Origin of the sequence: Saccharothrix carnea, assembly GCF_003014735.1 — a bacterium.
Taxonomy (GTDB): domain Bacteria; phylum Actinomycetota; class Actinomycetes; order Mycobacteriales; family Pseudonocardiaceae; genus Actinosynnema; species Actinosynnema carneum.
The window spans coordinates 619,187-633,881 of record NZ_PYAX01000001.1; the positions used below are offsets into that span (position 1 = coordinate 619,187).

At 71.2% G+C, this 14,695-nt stretch carries 17 protein-coding genes; 6 read left to right on the plus strand and 11 right to left on the minus strand.

All coding sequences use genetic code 11. The features are described from left to right. Nucleotides 1-3: 3 nt before the first annotated feature. Nucleotides 4-1,191 (minus strand): acetyl-CoA C-acetyltransferase, encoded by a 1,188-nt coding sequence (locus B0I31_RS03015; protein WP_106613706.1) that lies wholly within the window; start codon nucleotides 1,189-1,191, stop codon nucleotides 4-6. 124 nt (nucleotides 1,192-1,315) lie between these two features. On the opposite strand from B0I31_RS03015, the gene mce reads away from it, so the two are divergent. Then, on the plus strand, nucleotides 1,316-1,756 hold the full coding sequence (mce, locus tag B0I31_RS03020) for a methylmalonyl-CoA epimerase (RefSeq protein ID WP_106613707.1): 441 nt from the start codon (nucleotides 1,316-1,318) through the stop codon (nucleotides 1,754-1,756). Here the strand turns inward: mce and B0I31_RS03025 are convergent. Then, complete coding sequence (locus B0I31_RS03025; protein ID WP_073887101.1) at nucleotides 1,753-2,310, minus strand: TetR/AcrR family transcriptional regulator; 558 nt, start codon at nucleotides 2,308-2,310, stop codon at nucleotides 1,753-1,755. The two genes, mce and B0I31_RS03025, sit on opposite strands and share 4 nt — an antisense overlap. A gap of 61 nt (nucleotides 2,311-2,371) precedes the next feature. Then, entirely contained in the window at nucleotides 2,372-2,734 is a 363-nt protein-coding gene (locus tag B0I31_RS03030) for an SPW repeat protein (RefSeq protein WP_106613708.1), read from the minus strand. 213 nt (nucleotides 2,735-2,947) lie between these two features. Between B0I31_RS03030 and ccrA the strand changes: the two genes are divergently transcribed. Further along, nucleotides 2,948-4,261: a crotonyl-CoA carboxylase/reductase gene (gene ccrA / locus B0I31_RS03035; RefSeq protein ID WP_106613709.1), complete on the plus strand. Its 1,314-nt coding sequence runs from the start codon at nucleotides 2,948-2,950 to the stop codon at nucleotides 4,259-4,261. Between the two features lie 69 nt (nucleotides 4,262-4,330). After that, nucleotides 4,331-5,560, plus strand: a complete 1,230-nt coding sequence (locus B0I31_RS03040; protein WP_106613710.1) for a coiled-coil domain-containing protein — start codon at nucleotides 4,331-4,333, stop codon at nucleotides 5,558-5,560. Between the two features lie 95 nt (nucleotides 5,561-5,655). Here B0I31_RS03040 and B0I31_RS03045 read toward each other — a convergent pair whose 3' ends face one another. Continuing rightward, nucleotides 5,656-6,366, minus strand: a complete 711-nt coding sequence (locus tag B0I31_RS03045; protein WP_106613711.1) for an alpha/beta fold hydrolase — start codon at nucleotides 6,364-6,366, stop codon at nucleotides 5,656-5,658. 37 nt (nucleotides 6,367-6,403) lie between these two features. On the opposite strand from B0I31_RS03045, the gene B0I31_RS03050 reads away from it, so the two are divergent. Beyond that, on the plus strand, nucleotides 6,404-6,940 hold the full coding sequence (locus B0I31_RS03050) for a GNAT family N-acetyltransferase (RefSeq protein ID WP_106613712.1): 537 nt from the start codon (nucleotides 6,404-6,406) through the stop codon (nucleotides 6,938-6,940). Here the strand turns inward: B0I31_RS03050 and B0I31_RS03055 are convergent. Both B0I31_RS03055 and B0I31_RS03060 read right to left on the minus strand, forming a co-directional pair. Beyond that, nucleotides 6,916-7,671, minus strand: a complete 756-nt coding sequence (locus tag B0I31_RS03055) for an alpha/beta hydrolase (protein WP_245949619.1) — start codon at nucleotides 7,669-7,671, stop codon at nucleotides 6,916-6,918. The genes B0I31_RS03050 and B0I31_RS03055 overlap by 25 nt on opposite strands. 551 nt (nucleotides 7,672-8,222) lie before the next feature. Beyond that, the gene (locus B0I31_RS03060) at nucleotides 8,223-8,516 is read right to left on the minus strand and encodes a hypothetical protein (protein ID WP_106613713.1); all 294 of its coding nucleotides are present in this window, start codon (nucleotides 8,514-8,516) and stop codon (nucleotides 8,223-8,225) included. Nucleotides 8,517-8,607: 91 nt separating this feature from the next. Here B0I31_RS03060 and B0I31_RS03065 point away from each other — a divergent pair, with 91 nt between their 5' ends. After that, nucleotides 8,608-8,985, plus strand: a complete 378-nt coding sequence (locus tag B0I31_RS03065; protein WP_106613714.1) for a hypothetical protein — start codon at nucleotides 8,608-8,610, stop codon at nucleotides 8,983-8,985. 5 nt (nucleotides 8,986-8,990) lie between these two features. Next, complete coding sequence (locus B0I31_RS03070; RefSeq protein WP_106614015.1) at nucleotides 8,991-9,200, plus strand: FmdB family zinc ribbon protein; 210 nt, start codon at nucleotides 8,991-8,993, stop codon at nucleotides 9,198-9,200. A 270-nt stretch (nucleotides 9,201-9,470) separates the two neighbouring features. Here B0I31_RS03070 and B0I31_RS03075 read toward each other — a convergent pair whose 3' ends face one another. From B0I31_RS03075 to dhaK, 5 genes are all read right to left on the minus strand, one after another. Further along, complete coding sequence (locus tag B0I31_RS03075) at nucleotides 9,471-10,052, minus strand: DUF3558 family protein (protein ID WP_106614016.1); 582 nt, start codon at nucleotides 10,050-10,052, stop codon at nucleotides 9,471-9,473. Nucleotides 10,053-10,111: 59 nt separating this feature from the next. After that, nucleotides 10,112-11,890 carry a 3-hydroxyacyl-CoA dehydrogenase family protein gene (locus B0I31_RS03080; protein ID WP_106613715.1) on the minus strand — a complete coding sequence of 593 codons (1,779 nt, stop codon included), beginning with the start codon at nucleotides 11,888-11,890 and terminating at the stop codon, nucleotides 10,112-10,114. A 134-nt stretch (nucleotides 11,891-12,024) separates the two neighbouring features. Further along, nucleotides 12,025-12,681 (minus strand): dihydroxyacetone kinase phosphoryl donor subunit DhaM, encoded by a 657-nt coding sequence (gene dhaM / locus B0I31_RS03085; RefSeq protein ID WP_106613716.1) that lies wholly within the window; start codon nucleotides 12,679-12,681, stop codon nucleotides 12,025-12,027. Next, on the minus strand, nucleotides 12,678-13,304 hold the full coding sequence (gene dhaL, locus B0I31_RS03090; protein ID WP_106613717.1) for a dihydroxyacetone kinase subunit DhaL: 627 nt from the start codon (nucleotides 13,302-13,304) through the stop codon (nucleotides 12,678-12,680). The genes dhaM and dhaL overlap by 4 nt, the downstream gene beginning before the upstream one ends. Further along, nucleotides 13,304-14,305, minus strand: a complete 1,002-nt coding sequence (gene dhaK, locus B0I31_RS03095) for a dihydroxyacetone kinase subunit DhaK (RefSeq protein WP_106613718.1) — start codon at nucleotides 14,303-14,305, stop codon at nucleotides 13,304-13,306. Before dhaK ends, dhaL begins: the two co-directional genes overlap by 1 nt. Nucleotides 14,306-14,695: the final 390 nt, after the last annotated feature.

A 14,695-nucleotide genomic window follows, 5' to 3' on the forward strand; every position in this document is an offset into this window, starting at 1 on the left:
CCTCTAGACCTTAGGCACGCGGACGATCAGGGCGTCGCCCTGACCACCGCCGCCGCACAGGGCCGCCGCGCCGACGCCGCCACCGCGGCGCTTCAGCTCCAGCGCCAGGTGCAGCGCGATCCGGGCGCCCGACATGCCGATCGGGTGGCCCAGCGCGATCGCACCGCCGTTGACGTTGACCCTGTCCTCGGCGATGCCCAGCTCACGGGTGGAGACCACGCCGACCGCGGCGAACGCCTCGTTGATCTCGACCAGGTCCAGGTCGGCCGGGTCGATGCCCTCCTTGGCGCACGCGGCCTTGATCGCGTTCGCGGGCTGCTCGTGCAGGCTGGCGTCCGGACCGGCGACCACGCCGTGCGCGCCGATCTCGGCCAGCCAGGTCAGGCCGAGCTCCTCGGCCTTGGCCTTGCTCATCACGACCACGGCCGCCGCGCCGTCGGAGATCTGCGACGCCGAGCCCGCGGTGATCGTGCCGTCGGAGGCGAACGCCGGGCGCAGCTTGGCCAGCGTCTCCACGGTGGTGTCGCCGCGCACACCTTCGTCCTCGGCGAACAGCACCGGGTCGCCCTTGCGCTGCGGGATGGCGACGGGCGCGATCTCCTCGCCGAAGATCCCGTTCTCCGCCGCCTTGGCGGCCAGCTGGTGCGAGCGGGCGGAGAACGCGTCCTGCTCCTCGCGGGTCACGCCGTAGCGGGCGTTGAACTTCTCCGTGGAGGCACCCATCGCCACCTGGTCGAACGCGCAGAACAGGCCGTCGTGGGCCATGTGGTCGACCATCGAGACGTCGCCGTACTTGAACCCGCCGCGCGACTTCGGCAGCAGGTGCGGCGCCTGGGTCATCGACTCCTGGCCGCCCGCCACCACGATGTCGAACTCGCCGGCGCGGATGAGCTGGTCGGCCAGCGCGATCGCGTCGATGCCGGACAGGCACACCTTGTTGATCGTCAGCGCGGGCACGGTCATCGGGATGCCCGCGTCCACCGCGGCCTGCCGCGCCGGGATCTGGCCCGCGCCGGCGGTCAGCACCTGGCCCATGATCACGTACTGCACCTGCTCGGGCGCGACACCGGCCCGCTCCAGGGCCGCCTTGATCGCGACGCCACCGAGCTGGGCGCCGGAGAAGTCCTTCAACGATCCGAGCAGTCGCCCCATCGGGGTACGGGCCCCGGCGACGATGACGGAACCGGACACAGCAGCCTCCACAGCGGGTGTAAGCGGTTGTTAACACGCCACGATACCCACGGTTACCGCAGAGTAGCCGTGTGAGGCGTCGCACAGCGGGACCTGCACCGATTCGGCCACTAGCCTGCGAGGCATGGAAGAACTCCGCGGATTCGTCACCGCCATCGACCACGTCGGCATCGCCGTGCCCGACCTGGACGCCGCGATCGCGTTCCACCGCGAGCACTTCGGCCTGGAGGTAGCGCACGAGGAGGTCAACGAGGAGCAGGGCGTGCGCGAGGCGATGCTGCGCGCTCCGGGCGACGACGGCACGGGCGCCGCCGTGCAGCTGCTCGCGCCGCTGACCCCGGAGTCCACCATCGCGAAGTTCATCGGCCGGTCCGGGCCGGGGTTGCAGCAGCTGGCCTACCGGGTGTCCGATGTGGACGCGGCGGCGGACGCGCTGCGCGCCAAGGGCTTGCGGATGCTGTACGAGCAGGCGCGGCGCGGCACGTCGGACAGCCGGGTCAACTTCGTGCACCCGAAGGACGCCGGGGGCGTGCTGGTGGAGCTGGTGGAGCCCGCACGGCACTAGGGCCGCTCCAGGGCGGCGGCCACGAACGACAGCTCCAGGTCCATCCGGTCGTCGCCCGGCGCGTGCCTGGCCACCGAGTGCCGGTAGCTGACCGCGAGCGCGAGCAGCGCGGAGGCGCTGTCCACGTCCTTCGCGGCCACCGCCGCCCCACCGGCGGCGATGATCACGTTGCGGATCTGCCGCACCACCGACTCGTACCGCTCGTGCAGCGCGTCGCGGACCGCCTTGTGCGTGTCCGCCTCGCGCCACAGCAGGTGGCTGAGCAGCGGTGACGCGTTGAGCCTGGCGTCCAGCGCGGCGACGAGCCTGCGCAGGCTCTCCGCGATGTCGCCGACGACCACGACCCGGCGCGCGTCGACGTTGCCGTCCGGCAGGCGCTGCACGAGGGCCGCCAGCAGGTCGGTCTTGCGGCGGAAGTAGTAGTGCACGAGCCCCTTGGGCACGGCGGCCCGTTCGGCGATGCGCGAGGTCGGCGTCGCGTCGAAACCCGACTCGGCGAACAACTCCTCGGCCGCTTGCAGGATCCGTTCCCGGGCCGACGAGTCCTCTGCCAACGCACCCTCCCCGTTGATCGGGCCCACGGCGGCTCGCCGTGGGCCCGGTGTTCCGTCACTCTCAGGCGGTGCCGGCCACCCGGCCGCCGTGCGCCGCGTTCGCCAGCGGGACCGCCATGGCGCCCGCCGCGACGGTCAGCACGCCGCCGATCCACGAGATCCACGACGCCGCCATCAGATCGCTGTAGCCCATCACCCACGGGGAGATGAACAGCAGCGCGCCCAGGACCATCTGGAACCACTCGCCGTACACCATCCCGGGCATCGCGAGCGACGCGAGGCCGTCGATGGCGATCAGGGCGCCGAGCACGATCATCGTCCACATGGCCCCGGTGGTCGTCTCCACCACCAGGGGCGAGAGCAGCACCAGGACACCGATGACGACCTCGGCCCAGTCCTGCCACCTGGTCCACGCCTTTGCCATGACTCGTACCTCCGTCCCCGTCGATCGGACGTCTTCGATGGTCTGCTTGATTGGCCGCCCGGTCAAGATGAACCGATCGGGCGAAAACCCAGTGCGGTGGCTCACAGCTCCGGTTCTGAATCGGTTACCCGTGGGTAACCTCCGGCCACCTGCGTGGACCTCTAGAGCCCGCCACACCGACCATCCCCCAAGCCCCCATTGGGAGGGAACGCCGTGCAGAAGATCCTCGACGCGATCCTCGCGGACGAACTGGACGCGATCGGATCACTGGACGTACCGGAGAGTTACCGGGGCGTGACGGTGCACGCCGACGAGGTCAAGATGTTCGAGGGTCTCGCGACCAAGGACAAGGACCCCCGCAAGTCGTTGCACGTGGACGAGATCGCCACGCCGGAGCTCGGACCGGGCGAGGCGCTGGTGGCCGTGATGGCCAGCGCCATCAACTACAACACGGTGTGGACCTCGATCTTCGAGCCGCTGTCGACGTTCGCGTTCCTGAAGAAGTACGGCGGCCGGCACGACCAGCCGTTCCACGTGGTCGGCTCGGACCTCGCGGGCGTGGTGCTGCGCACCGGGCCCGGCGTGAACACGTGGAAGCCCGGCGACCGGGTCGTCGCGCACTGCCTCGACGTGCAGCTGGAGCACCCGGACGGGCACAGCGACACCATGCTCGACCCCGAGCAGCGGATCTGGGGCTTCGAGACCAACTACGGCGGCCTCGCCGAGATCGCGCTGGTCAAGGCCAACCAGCTGATGCCGATGCCCGCCCACCTGACGTGGGAGGAGGCGGCGTCACCCGGTCTGGTGAACTCGACCGCCTACCGGCAGCTCGTGTCGGCCAACGGCGCGAACATGAAGCAGGGCGACACCGTGCTGATCTGGGGTGCGTCCGGCGGCCTCGGCTCGTACGCGACCCAGTTCGCGCTGAACGGCGGCGCGACCCCGATCTGCGTCGTGTCGTCGCCGGAGAAGGCCGAGATCTGCCGCCGGATGGGCGCCGAGCTGATCATCGACCGCAGCGCCGAGGGCTACCGGTTCTGGAAGGACGAGCACGAGCAGGACGTGCGCGAGTGGAAGCGGCTCGGCGCGAAGATCCGCGAGCTGACCGGCGGCGACGACCCGGACATCGTGTTCGAGCACCCGGGCCGGGAGACGTTCGGCGCGTCGGTGTACGTGGCGCGCAAGGGCGGCACGATCGTGACGTGCGCGTCCACCAGCGGGTACATGCACCAGTACGACAACCGGTACCTGTGGATGCACCTCAAGCGGATCGTCGGCTCCCACTTCGCGAACTACCGGGAGGCGTGGGAGGCCAACCGGTTGGTCGCCAAGGGGAAGATCCACCCGACACTGTCCAAGGTGTACTCGATGGAGGACACCGGGCAGGCCGCGCACGACGTGCACCGCAACGCCCACCAGGGCAAGGTCGGCGTGCTGACGCTGGCGCCCGAGGAGGGGCTCGGCGTGCGCGACCACGAGCTGCGGGCCGCGCACCTGGACAAGATCAACCGTTTCCGGGGCGTCTAAAGCGAAATCACTCCCGATGTGCGGCGCTCGGGTGACCGCCGCACATCGGGAGCGGGTAGCGTGAGCGGCATGGGCCTCGCCGACGACCGTGACCTCGTCCCCCTGGGATCCGGCTTCGACATCGTCAAGCGCGGGTACGACCGCGCCCAGGTCGAGGACCACCTGGAACGCCTCGACTCCGACCTGCGCCTGCTCGCGGCCGACCGGGACGCGGCGGTGTCGCAGACCAACGACCTGGCCCGGCAGCTCGAAGCGGCCCGGTCCGAGATCGCCGAGCTGCGCGGCCAGGTGGAGCGGCTGTCGCTGCCGCCGACCACGTTGGAGGGCCTGAGCGAGCGGTTGCAGCGGATGCTGCGGCTCGCGCAGGACGAGGCGAACGAGATCAAGGCGCGGGCCGAGGCCGAGGGCGGGCACATCCGCGCCAAGGCCGAGGCCGACGCGGGGGTGCTGCGCACCCGGTACGAGAAGCTGATCGCCGAGCTGGACCAGCGCCGCGCCGAGATGGAGGCCGAGCACCGGGGCGTGCTGGAGACCGCGCGCGCCGAGGCCGAGCGGGTGGTGGGCGAGGCGCGGGCCGAGGCGGCGCGGTTGGACGAGGAGTCGCTGCAGCGCCGCACCACGGTCGAAGAGGACTTCGAGATCGCGATGGCGGCCCGGCGGGTCGAGTCGATGAAGACGCTGGCCGAGCAGGAGGCGTCGTCGAAGGCCGAGGCCGAGCGCCGGCTGCGCGAGGCGGCCGAGGAAGCGGCGCGCGTGCGTGCCCAGATCCAGCAGGAGCAGGCCGCGTCGAACGCCGAGGCGCAGCGGTTGGTGCGCGAGGCGACGGAGGAGGCCAACCGCCGCCGGCACGACTCGATCAGCGAGGCCACGGCGCGCGTGCAGGAGGCGACCGACGAGGCGAACCGGCGGGTGCGCGAGGCGACGGAGGAAGCGAACCGCCGCGTCACCCAGGCGACCCAGAAGGTGGACGCCCTCCGCCAGCTCCGCAACCGCCTGTCCCAGCAACTGCACGCCGTCAGCTCCGCTCTGCACGACGTGACCCCACTGCTGGACCCGCTGGAGGAGGAACGCCCGAAGCCTCCTGCCCCCACCGCTGCGGAACCCGCCCCGACCTCGGCCTCCCCAGTCTCTTCCACCTCCACCGTCTCTTCAGCCTCCACGGGCGCCACCGCCGCGAAGCCGCAGTCTCCGCCCACCCAGGGCTCCACCGACCCGGCTCCCGCGGACTCGGCGAAGCCCTCCCCGGACGGCCCGACCCAGAAGATCGCCCGCCCGAAACCCCAAACCACCAAGCGCTAACTCGCGTGTCCCACCTCCAGAACACGTGAGTCGTACGTTCGCGTCGCGTGAGTCGTACGTTCAGGACCCCTGAATTCAACACTCAGGACAGGCGGTCAGACCCCGGCACGCCGTCGCCAGTCGAGCACGGCGGCGGCGAACGCGTCCGGTGCCTCCAGCGGCGTCAGGTGGCCAACGCCCGGCAGCTCGACGTACTCGCCCTGCCGCAGCATCCCGGCCAGCTCACGGGCCAACGCGGGCGGCGTGAGCGCATCGTGCTCCCCGACCAGCACCAACGCCGGCACGTCGACCTCCGCCAGCACGTCGGCCGAGTCCGGCCGCGCGGCCATCGCCCGCTGCGCCCACACCACCTCCGCCGGGTCCTGGTCGAGGATCAACTCCCGCACCCGCCCGACCACGGCCTCGTCCGGCGCGGGCCCGAGCAGCCCGCTCACGACGGTGTCCGGCACCCAGCCGAGGCCTTCCGCCTCCACCCGTGCGGCCATCGCCAGCCGGTTCGCCCGCGCCTCGTCGGTGTCGGCACCGGCACGCGTGTCGGCCAGCACGAGCCCGGCCACCCTGGACGGGTCGCGCCGCAGCACGGCCATCGCCACGTACCCGCCCATGGAGCACCCGCCGAGCACCGCCCGCTCGACCCCGCGCTCGTCGAGCAGCCGCAGCACGTCGTCCGCCACAGCCACCAGATCGGGTGAACGATCGGCGCCACGCTGATCCGGCGTGATCGGTTTCAGCAGGTCACGGACCCCGTCCCACATCCGTGAGTCGAACGGGAAGGCGTGCAGCAGGACGAGCGGAGCAGGTTCCATACCCGGAATTGTCGGACCCCCCGGTTAGCTTCGTCGCATGACCTCCACCCCGGAACCGGACGAGCTGCGGACCGACCGCCTCCTGCTCAGGCGCGTCGGCCCGGGTGACGTGCGCGCGGCCATCGCGGTGCTGTCCGATCCGGAGGCGAACCGCTTCAACCCGGCGGGGCCACCGTCCGCGGAGCAGGCGGCGAAGATGCTGGCCGAGTGGCAGCTCCACTGGGCGCGTGACGGCATCGGGTACTGGGCCGTGGAACTGCCGGAGACCGGGGAGGTCATCGGCTTCGGCGGCCTGCGCCACCACGACCTGGACGGCGAACCGACGTTCAACCTGTTCTACCGGTTCCGTCCCCGGCACTGGGGGCGCGGCTACGCACCGGAGATGGCACGCGCGGCCATCGACTGGGCGCGCCGCGTCCGGCCGGACCGCCCGGTCACGATCAGCACCGACCCCGACAACGCGCCCTCCCGGCGCGTCGCGGAGAAGCTGGGCTTCGCGCACGTGGGCGAGAGCAGGACCGACGTGGGTCCGGTGCTGATCTGGCGGCCTCAGGAGGTCACGATGGTCACCTGATGCTGCTCGTGGGGGCCGGACCAGGTGCGCGGCAACGGCGTGGGCACCTCGGGCACGGCCGCGGACACGATCGCGTCCAGCACCTCTTCGGCCTGCCCGACCATGAGGTGCTTGGCGCCGGGGAAGTCGATGACGTCCGCGGTCGGGATGCCCTCGCCGAACCGCCGCCTGGCCTCGGCCGGTGGCAGGTAGGTGTCGAACTCGGGCACCAGGCACACCACCGGCTTGCCCGCACGCGCCCACGTCCGCAAGTGCTCGTCCTTGCTCCACCGCAGAGGAGGTGAGATCAACACGGCGCCTTGGACCATCGGCTCGCACCCGTGCATCAGGGCGAGGTCGGTGCCGAAGGACCAGCCGACGAGCCACACCGAGGGCAGCCCACGTTCGGCAGTGAACGCCAGGGCGGCAGCCACATCCAGCCGCTCGCCCACGGCGTGGTCGAACTCGCCCTCACTGCGCCCGGCCGCACTGACCGTGCCCCTGGTGTTGAACCGCAACACCGCCAGCCCGGCCAACGCGGGCAACCGCCAAGCCGCCTTGCGGTAGAGGTGGGAGTCCATCATCCCGCCGTGCGTCGGCAAGGGGTGCAGCAACACCAAGGTGGCCAACGGCTCCCGGTCCACAGGCAACGCCAACTCCCCAACCAACGCCAACCCATCCACCGTCCGCAACGTCACGGCTTCCCGACGCGCCGGGAGCACGGTGCCAGCCTTGATCGGAACTCCACCCACCACAACATCGTCCCACCGCCCAACCCGACCACACTGCACCCGCCCACTCGGGCCGGGCGGCTCGGCACCCACCGACTCAGGGCCCACCCACTCGGGCCAGCGAATCGGCGCCGGGCGAATTGCCGCCGGGCGACTCGGCACCCACCAACTCGGCGTCGGCTGACTCGACGCGCATCGACTCGGGGGCCAGCCGCTCGGGGCTGGCGGCTCGGCGATCGGCGAGAGCCGGTCAACGCAGCCGCAGGTTCCGACCTCGTGCGCCCAAGGGAATGTGCACTCGCACCCCGGCGGGCGGTCGCCCACACCTGGGGCCCGCCGACCGGACCGGCGGGTGTCCACACCTGCGGCCCACCGACCAGGCCAGCGGCACGCCGCACGTGCAGCTCACCGCCGGACCGGCGGCATGCCACCCTCTCGGCTTCGCGGGTGGTGGCGCGCTTCGGCGAACCCGAGCGGTGTTGCGGGGCTTGTCGGGCGGGTAGGCCGGACCTCCCACCGATCCGGCGGGCTCGGCTATGGGCTGGCGGCTGTCGGTCCGCGGGTACGGAGCGTTACCAGCGGCGGGTGGTGGGGCCGCGGCGGCCTCTCGACGACCAGCAGGCCTGGTGCCAGTGGCGGCGGTCTTCTACTGAGCCGTAGTCGGCGGCGGGCCAGGCTACGACGTGTGGGGTGCCGGGGCGGATCTCGTGGTCGCAGCCCGGGCATCGGTAGGTCTTGGTGGTGGCGTTGCCGGAGACGGTGCGCACCAGCCACTCGCCGTCCGGGGCGCTCTCGGCCCGTGCCCAGCCGTGCCCACCGATGGGTGAGGGCTCGTCCGGGCGTTGCGGGCGGTTACGGCGTGGCACGAGGCACGAGGGTATCCGGGCTCGCCCTGGGTGATCGCCTACGGTCCACTGGGTGAGCAAGTGGCAACGGGTCGTATTGACCCTTCTCCTGATGACCGAAGTGGCCGTAACACTGCTGCCGGTGGTGCGCGGGCTGCTGGTCGAGCCGTCGCCGCCGGACGTCGTGCCTGGTGGCGAGGTGCGGCCTGAGCTCCAGGAGGCCGATGTGCCGGTCGGCCAGCCGCGTGGGCTCCGGCAGGGCGTGCTGCTCGGCACGACGATGTTGATGCTGGTCACCGCACTGTCGGCGTTGGCGCCGGTGTGGTTGCGGCCCAGTTCGCGGATGTGGGTGGCCACGTTCACCGGTACCCACCTGGCCGCCGCCGGTCTGGGCTGGGTGCACGGCCTGCCGTTGTTGACGTTGCTCGCCGCGGTGTCAGCAGTTGGGGTGCCCTTGCTGGTGCTGGCGCCCTCGCGCCGGGGACAATGAGCGACGTGCCAACCTACGAATTCCGCTGCAAGGCGTGCGGGTCGACCTTCGACGTGAAGCGGTCGATGGACGACGCCTCCGCGCCCGCGCCGTGCCCGAACGGCCACGACGACACCGTCAAGCTGCTCTCCATGGCCGGTCTGAGCGGCAAAGCCAACGCGCCCGCCGGAGGCGGCGGCGGTGGCGGATGCTGCGGCGGCGGCTGCTGCAGCTGACCCCACCCAACGGCGACTGACAGGCCCAAGCCGAAGCCACAGCCAGCGACGACCCGCCGCAAGAACGATCCGGTCACGCAGTCGGTCCTGGCTCCGGGCTGAAGGCGGTCGGCGCCGGGCCGAACGCCGCTGCCCGCCACCGTCGCCCGCCACCGTCGACCTGTGCCGAATGGGCCAAAACCCGGCGGCGGCAGGGCGGCGGGCGGCGGGACCGCACCTGCGCGAGTGGGCGCGGTTCGCGGCAGCGCGGCGAGCGGGTTGTCGAGCGGGTCAGCTGGCCGGTTCCTTCTCCAGCAGCAGCTGGGCCACCTTCTTGCCCTGGTCGCAGATGGCGCCGAAGCGGGCCGAGCCGTCGATCACGATGATCCCGATGCCGCCACCGGCGTAGTCCATCACCAGCACGCACGACGGCTGCACGGACGTGTCCGTGGTCCGGTCGAAGTAGGTCACCTTCCGGTCACCCAGGTCGAACTCGCCGTTGCTCTGCTCCAGCGTGATCGCGCGCCCCTCGCGGAACCGCAGGGTCACGCCCACGTCCAGCGAGCCGACCGACGTCTGCCACTTGCACGACTGGTCGAACGCCGTGTCGTAGCCGGTCTCGGTGGGCTCGGCCTCCTTGTCCGGCACGTCGTAGGGCAGGTCCTTCCACCCGATCAACGCGCAGATGTCACCGACGTCCCCGGTCGGCTCGCGGGACGGGTCCGCGGAGCCGGTCGGGGTGGGCTTGGCCGACGTGAACGGCGGGTCGACGTCGAGCACCTGCTCCGCCACCGGGGTGCCGTTGACCGTGTACGCGCAGGCGCTCGTCAGACCGAACGCCGCCACCAGGAGCGAGATCACCACACGCCGCATGGTGACCACGATGCCAAACGCCGAAACCCGCCACGCCATCAGCCCGCACAACGCGTCGCTCAGGCCGCGTAGTCGCGGAAGCCCTTGCCGGTCTTGCGACCCAACCGCCCGGCCTTCACCAGGTGCTCCAGCAGCGGCGCGGGGGCGAAGCCCGCCTCGCGGAACTCCAGGTACAGGGTCCGCTCGATGGCCAGCGACACGTCCAGCCCCACCACGTCCAGCAGCTCGAACGGCCCCATCGGCAACGAGCAGCCGACCTTCATCGCGTTGTCGATGTCGTCGGCCGACGCGTAGTGGGCCTCGAGCATCTTGACCGCGTCGTTCAGGTACGGGAACAGCAGCGCGTTGACGATGAACCCGGCGCGGTCGCCGCAGTGCACCGGCACCTTGCCCAGGTCGAGGCACACCCGGCGGGCGGTGGCGACGACATCGGCCGAGGTCGAGATCGTCTCCACGACCTCGACCAACTTCATCACCTGCGCCGGGTTGAAGAAGTGCAGGCCGACCACGTCACCGGGTCGCGCGGTCGCGGCGGCGCACTCGATCACCGGCAGCGAGGACGTCGTGGTCGCCAGCACGGCACCCGGCTTGCACACCTCGTCCAGCGCCTCGAACACCGCCTTCTTGATCGACAGCTCCTCGGCCACCGCCTCGACCACGAGGTCGCAGTCGGCCAGGTCCGCGAAGTCAACGACCGGCGACACGCGGGCCAGCGCGGCGTCCCGGTCCGCCTCCGACAACTTGCCGCGCGAGACCGCCTTCTCCAACGACTTGCGCACCTTGCCCACCGCCGCGGCGGCCTTCTCCTCCGAACGCGCCCTCAGCACCACGTCGTACCCGCGCTTGGCGAACACCTCCACGATCCCCGTGGCCATGGTGCCGGTGCCGATCACGCCGACCCGCTGCACCTCGCGCGCCGCCTCACCGTCCGCCGAGGCGACCGGTGTCAGCACGTCCGGCACGACGACCGGCGAGTCCGGCCCGTCGTAGGTGTAGAAACCGCGCCCGCTCTTGCGCCCCAGCAACCCCGCCGTGATCATCTGCTTCAGCAGCGGCGCCGGCGCGTGCAGCCTGTTGCGCGACTGGTGGTACATCGTATCCAGGATCTCGTACGCGGTATCCAATCCGATGAGGTCGAGCACCGCCAACGGCCCCATCGGGTAGCCGCACCCGTACCGCATGGCCGCGTCGAGGTCTTCCCTTGTCGCGTAACGGGTTTCGTACATCCGCACCGCGTGGTTGAGGTACCCGAACAGCAGCGCGTTGGCGATGAACCCCGCCCGGTCGCCGATCACGACCGGCGTCTTGCCCAACCCCTCGGCGAACGCCACCACGTCGGTCACCACGTCCGGTTCCGTGACGACCGTGCGGATCACCTCGACCAGCTTCAACACCGGCGCGGGGTTGAAGAAGTGCATCCCGACGACCTTGCCCGGCCGTCCGGTGTGGACACCGATCTCGGTGATCGACAGCGACGACGTGTTCGACGCGAACACCGTGTCCGGGCCGCAGATCCGGTCCAGTTCGGCGAACACCGCCGCCTTCAGCTCGATCCGCTCCGGCACCGCCTCGACGACCAGGTCGACGTCCGCCAACGCGTCCAACGAGGTCGCGTACGTGATGCGGGCCAACGTGGCGTCACGCTCGTCGGCCGACAGCTTGCCGCCCGCCACCGCGCGGTCCGTCGAGTGGTCCAGGTGGCCGCGTCCGCGGGCCAGGCCCGCCTCGTCCACGTCGACCGCCACCACAGTGATGCCGGTCCGGGCGAGGACTTCGGCGATACCGGCGCCCATCGTGCCGAGACCGACGACTCCGACCGTGCTGAACTGGCGCGTCACTGCTTACCTCCCACTCACCGGAGTGGCTACCGGACGGTAACTTGACGCGACTATCCCACGGCCGTCACGCGGCGTTCGCGTGAGCTTCACCATCGGTATCGAGCAAGTAATCGGTCCAGGGGGGTCTCAACAGCTCATTCGTCGAACTGCCGCGCGACCAGTTCCTCCACCCTCCGCACGGCCTCCGCCGCGTCCGCGCCCGAAGCCTCCACCTCGACCCGCGCACCACCGGGCGCACCGAGTCCCATCAACGCCAACACGCTCCTGGCGTCCGCCGCCTCGTCGCCGTACCGCACCACCACCGACGCGTCCAACGAGTCCAACGCCCGCACCACCAACGCCGCCGGACGGGCGTGCAGCCCCACCGAGTTCGTCAACTCCACCTCGGCCCGCACCACCTCCCCGGCGGCCACCGGGGCAGGCGCGGCGGACCCGGCCGACGACGCCGCCGCGGCCACCTCCGCCAACCCCGCCCCGCCCTGCGCCCGCACCGCCGCCGCCACCGCGCCCTCGACCAGCGGCGCGTCCACCACGAGCACCGTCCCCTCGGCCTCCTCGGCGGCCATGTCGGCCACCATCTTCGCGCTGCCGAGGTCGAACAGGACCACCACGCCCGCACCGGAATCGGCCCGCGCGATGGCCTCGCCGACCGCCACGTAGTCCGTGCCCAGCCCGCCGTCCCCGTCACCGCCGGACGGCACGATCGCCACCGATGGCGCCATCTGCCCGGCCAGCTCCGCCACCCCATCGGCCAACTGCCGGCTGTGCGACACCACGACGAGCCCGATCACCGCGCCCTCCCGGCCAACGTCCGCAGCAGCAACGCCGTCGACCGCGCGCCCGGATCCAGGTGCCCCGCACTGCGCTCACCCAGGTACGACGCCCGCCCCTTGCGCGCCACCATCGGCACCGTCGAGTCGGCACCCATCTCCGCCGCGTCGGCCGCCGCGCCCAACACCTCCGCCACCCCACCTCCGGTGACCGCCACCGACTCCGCCGCCGCCACCGCGGGTGTCAACGCGTCCACCATCGTCTTGTCGCCCAAGGCCGCCTTGCCCCGCGCCACCACCCCGTCCAACGCCGCCCGCAACGCCGCCGCCACCGCGGGCCCGTCCAAATCCGCCACGTCACCCACCGACGTCGCCGCACGCAGGAACGCCGTCCCGTACAACGGCCCGGCCGCACCACCCACCGTCGAGATCAACGTCGTGGCCGCCAACCTCAACACCCCGCCGGGGGACGACGGCACTTCGTCCAACTTGGACACCAGCGCCGTGAAGCCACGCGCCATGTTCTCGCCGTGGTCGCCGTCACCGATCTCGCGGTCCAGCCGGATCAGCTCCTCGCGGTGCTCGACCACGACCGCCGCCACCGCCCGCAACGCCTCCGCGACCGACTCCGCCGTGCACGCCATCAGACGCCCCACCGCAGCGCCGGGGTGTGCACGGGCGCGTCCCACAGTTCGAGCATCTCGTCGTCCAGCTTCAGCAACGTCAAGCTCATCCCCTGCATCTCCAGGCTGGTGATGTACGGCCCGACCAACCGCCGTTCCACGACCACACCGCGCTCCACCAACAACCGTTCCGCGATCCCGTGCGCCAAGTACAGCTCGATCAACGGCGTCCCGCCCATCGAGTTGGTGAACAGCAGGACCCGGTCACCTTCCTGGAACGGCAGGTCCTCCAGCACCGGGTCGAGCAACGCCGCCACCATCTCCTCGGCGGACCCGACCGGCACCCGCCGACGCCCCGGTTCGCCGTGGATGCCGATGCCCAGCTCCATCTCGTCGTCGGCCAGCGTGAACGACGGCTCGCCCGCGTGCGGCACCGTGCACGCCGTCAACGCCAACCCCATCGACCGAACCCGCGCGACGACCCGCCGTGCCAACGCCTCACACCCGTCGAGGTCGACACCCCGTTCGGCAGCCGCGCCGACGATCTTCTCCAGCAGCACCGTGCCGCCGACACCGCGCCGCCCCGCAGTGAACAACGAGTCCTTCACCGCCACGTCGTCGTCGATGACGACCGTCCGCACGTCCACGCCGTCAGCCGCCGCCAACTCGCCCGCGGTCTCGAAGTTGAGCACGTCACCCGTGTAGTTCTTCACGATCAACAACGCGCCTGCGCCACCGTCGGTCCGCGCCACCGCCGCTGCCACCTGATCGGGTGTCGGCGACGTGAACACCGCGCCGGGACAGGCCGCGTCGAGCATCCCCCGCCCGACGAACCCGCCGTGCAACGGCTCGTGCCCGGACCCGCCGCCCGAGATGACGGCCACCTTCCGCGGCACCGGCGCGTCCGCCCGCACCACCACCGCCGGGTCGTACCGGACCTCCAGCAGGTCGGCGTGCGCGAGCGCCATCCCGCGCAACGCGTCGACCACCACGGTCGCCGGATCGTTGATGATCTTCTTCACGGGTGGACCTCCCGATCGACGCTGATCACCCCATTACTACTCCACCGCACGCGGCCCCGAAAGCGGAACCTACGGTGAGGGAATCCTAAGAACAGCAGGTCAGTGACCTGCAGTAGCGGAGGAACCCCGCAGCGTCGAACACCACGATCGCGGCCCCGCCAGCAGCCACCCTCACCAACTAAAAACGGACCCACATAGGACAGCCCGCCGCAAAGGCCCTCAAACCCACGCGCCCACGACGGACCCGCCACCCAACCGCAAAAGGCCCGATTTTACCTGGGGTTCGGGTGCTTCAGGCTGGTCGAAGCCGGGCAGGCTTGGCGGGCGCTTCATCCGCCGGGCCTGCCCGGCTTTGGCCTGCCTGGAGTACCCGTAAGGGGCCCCATGTCA

Excerpts from the sequence above, each read along its gene's own strand:
- B0I31_RS03030 (WP_106613708.1), bottom strand. The coding sequence starts at position 2,734 with ATGGCAAAGGCGTGGACCAGGTGGCAGGACTGGGCCGAGGTCGTCATC.
- B0I31_RS03050 (WP_106613712.1), top strand. The coding sequence starts at position 6,404 with ATGACCTCCACCCCGGAACCGGACGAGCTGCGGACCGACCGCCTCCTG.
- B0I31_RS03040 (WP_106613710.1), top strand. The coding sequence starts at position 4,331 with ATGGGCCTCGCCGACGACCGTGACCTCGTCCCCCTGGGATCCGGCTTC.
- mce (WP_106613707.1), top strand. The coding sequence starts at position 1,316 with ATGGAAGAACTCCGCGGATTCGTCACCGCCATCGACCACGTCGGCATC.
- B0I31_RS03045 (WP_106613711.1), bottom strand. The coding sequence starts at position 6,366 with ATGGAACCTGCTCCGCTCGTCCTGCTGCACGCCTTCCCGTTCGACTCA.
- B0I31_RS03075 (WP_106614016.1), bottom strand. The coding sequence starts at position 10,052 with ATGCGGCGTGTGGTGATCTCGCTCCTGGTGGCGGCGTTCGGTCTGACG.
- B0I31_RS03065 (WP_106613714.1), top strand. The coding sequence starts at position 8,608 with ATGACCGAAGTGGCCGTAACACTGCTGCCGGTGGTGCGCGGGCTGCTG.
- dhaL (WP_106613717.1), bottom strand. The coding sequence starts at position 13,304 with ATGGCGTGCACGGCGGAGTCGGTCGCGGAGGCGTTGCGGGCGGTGGCG.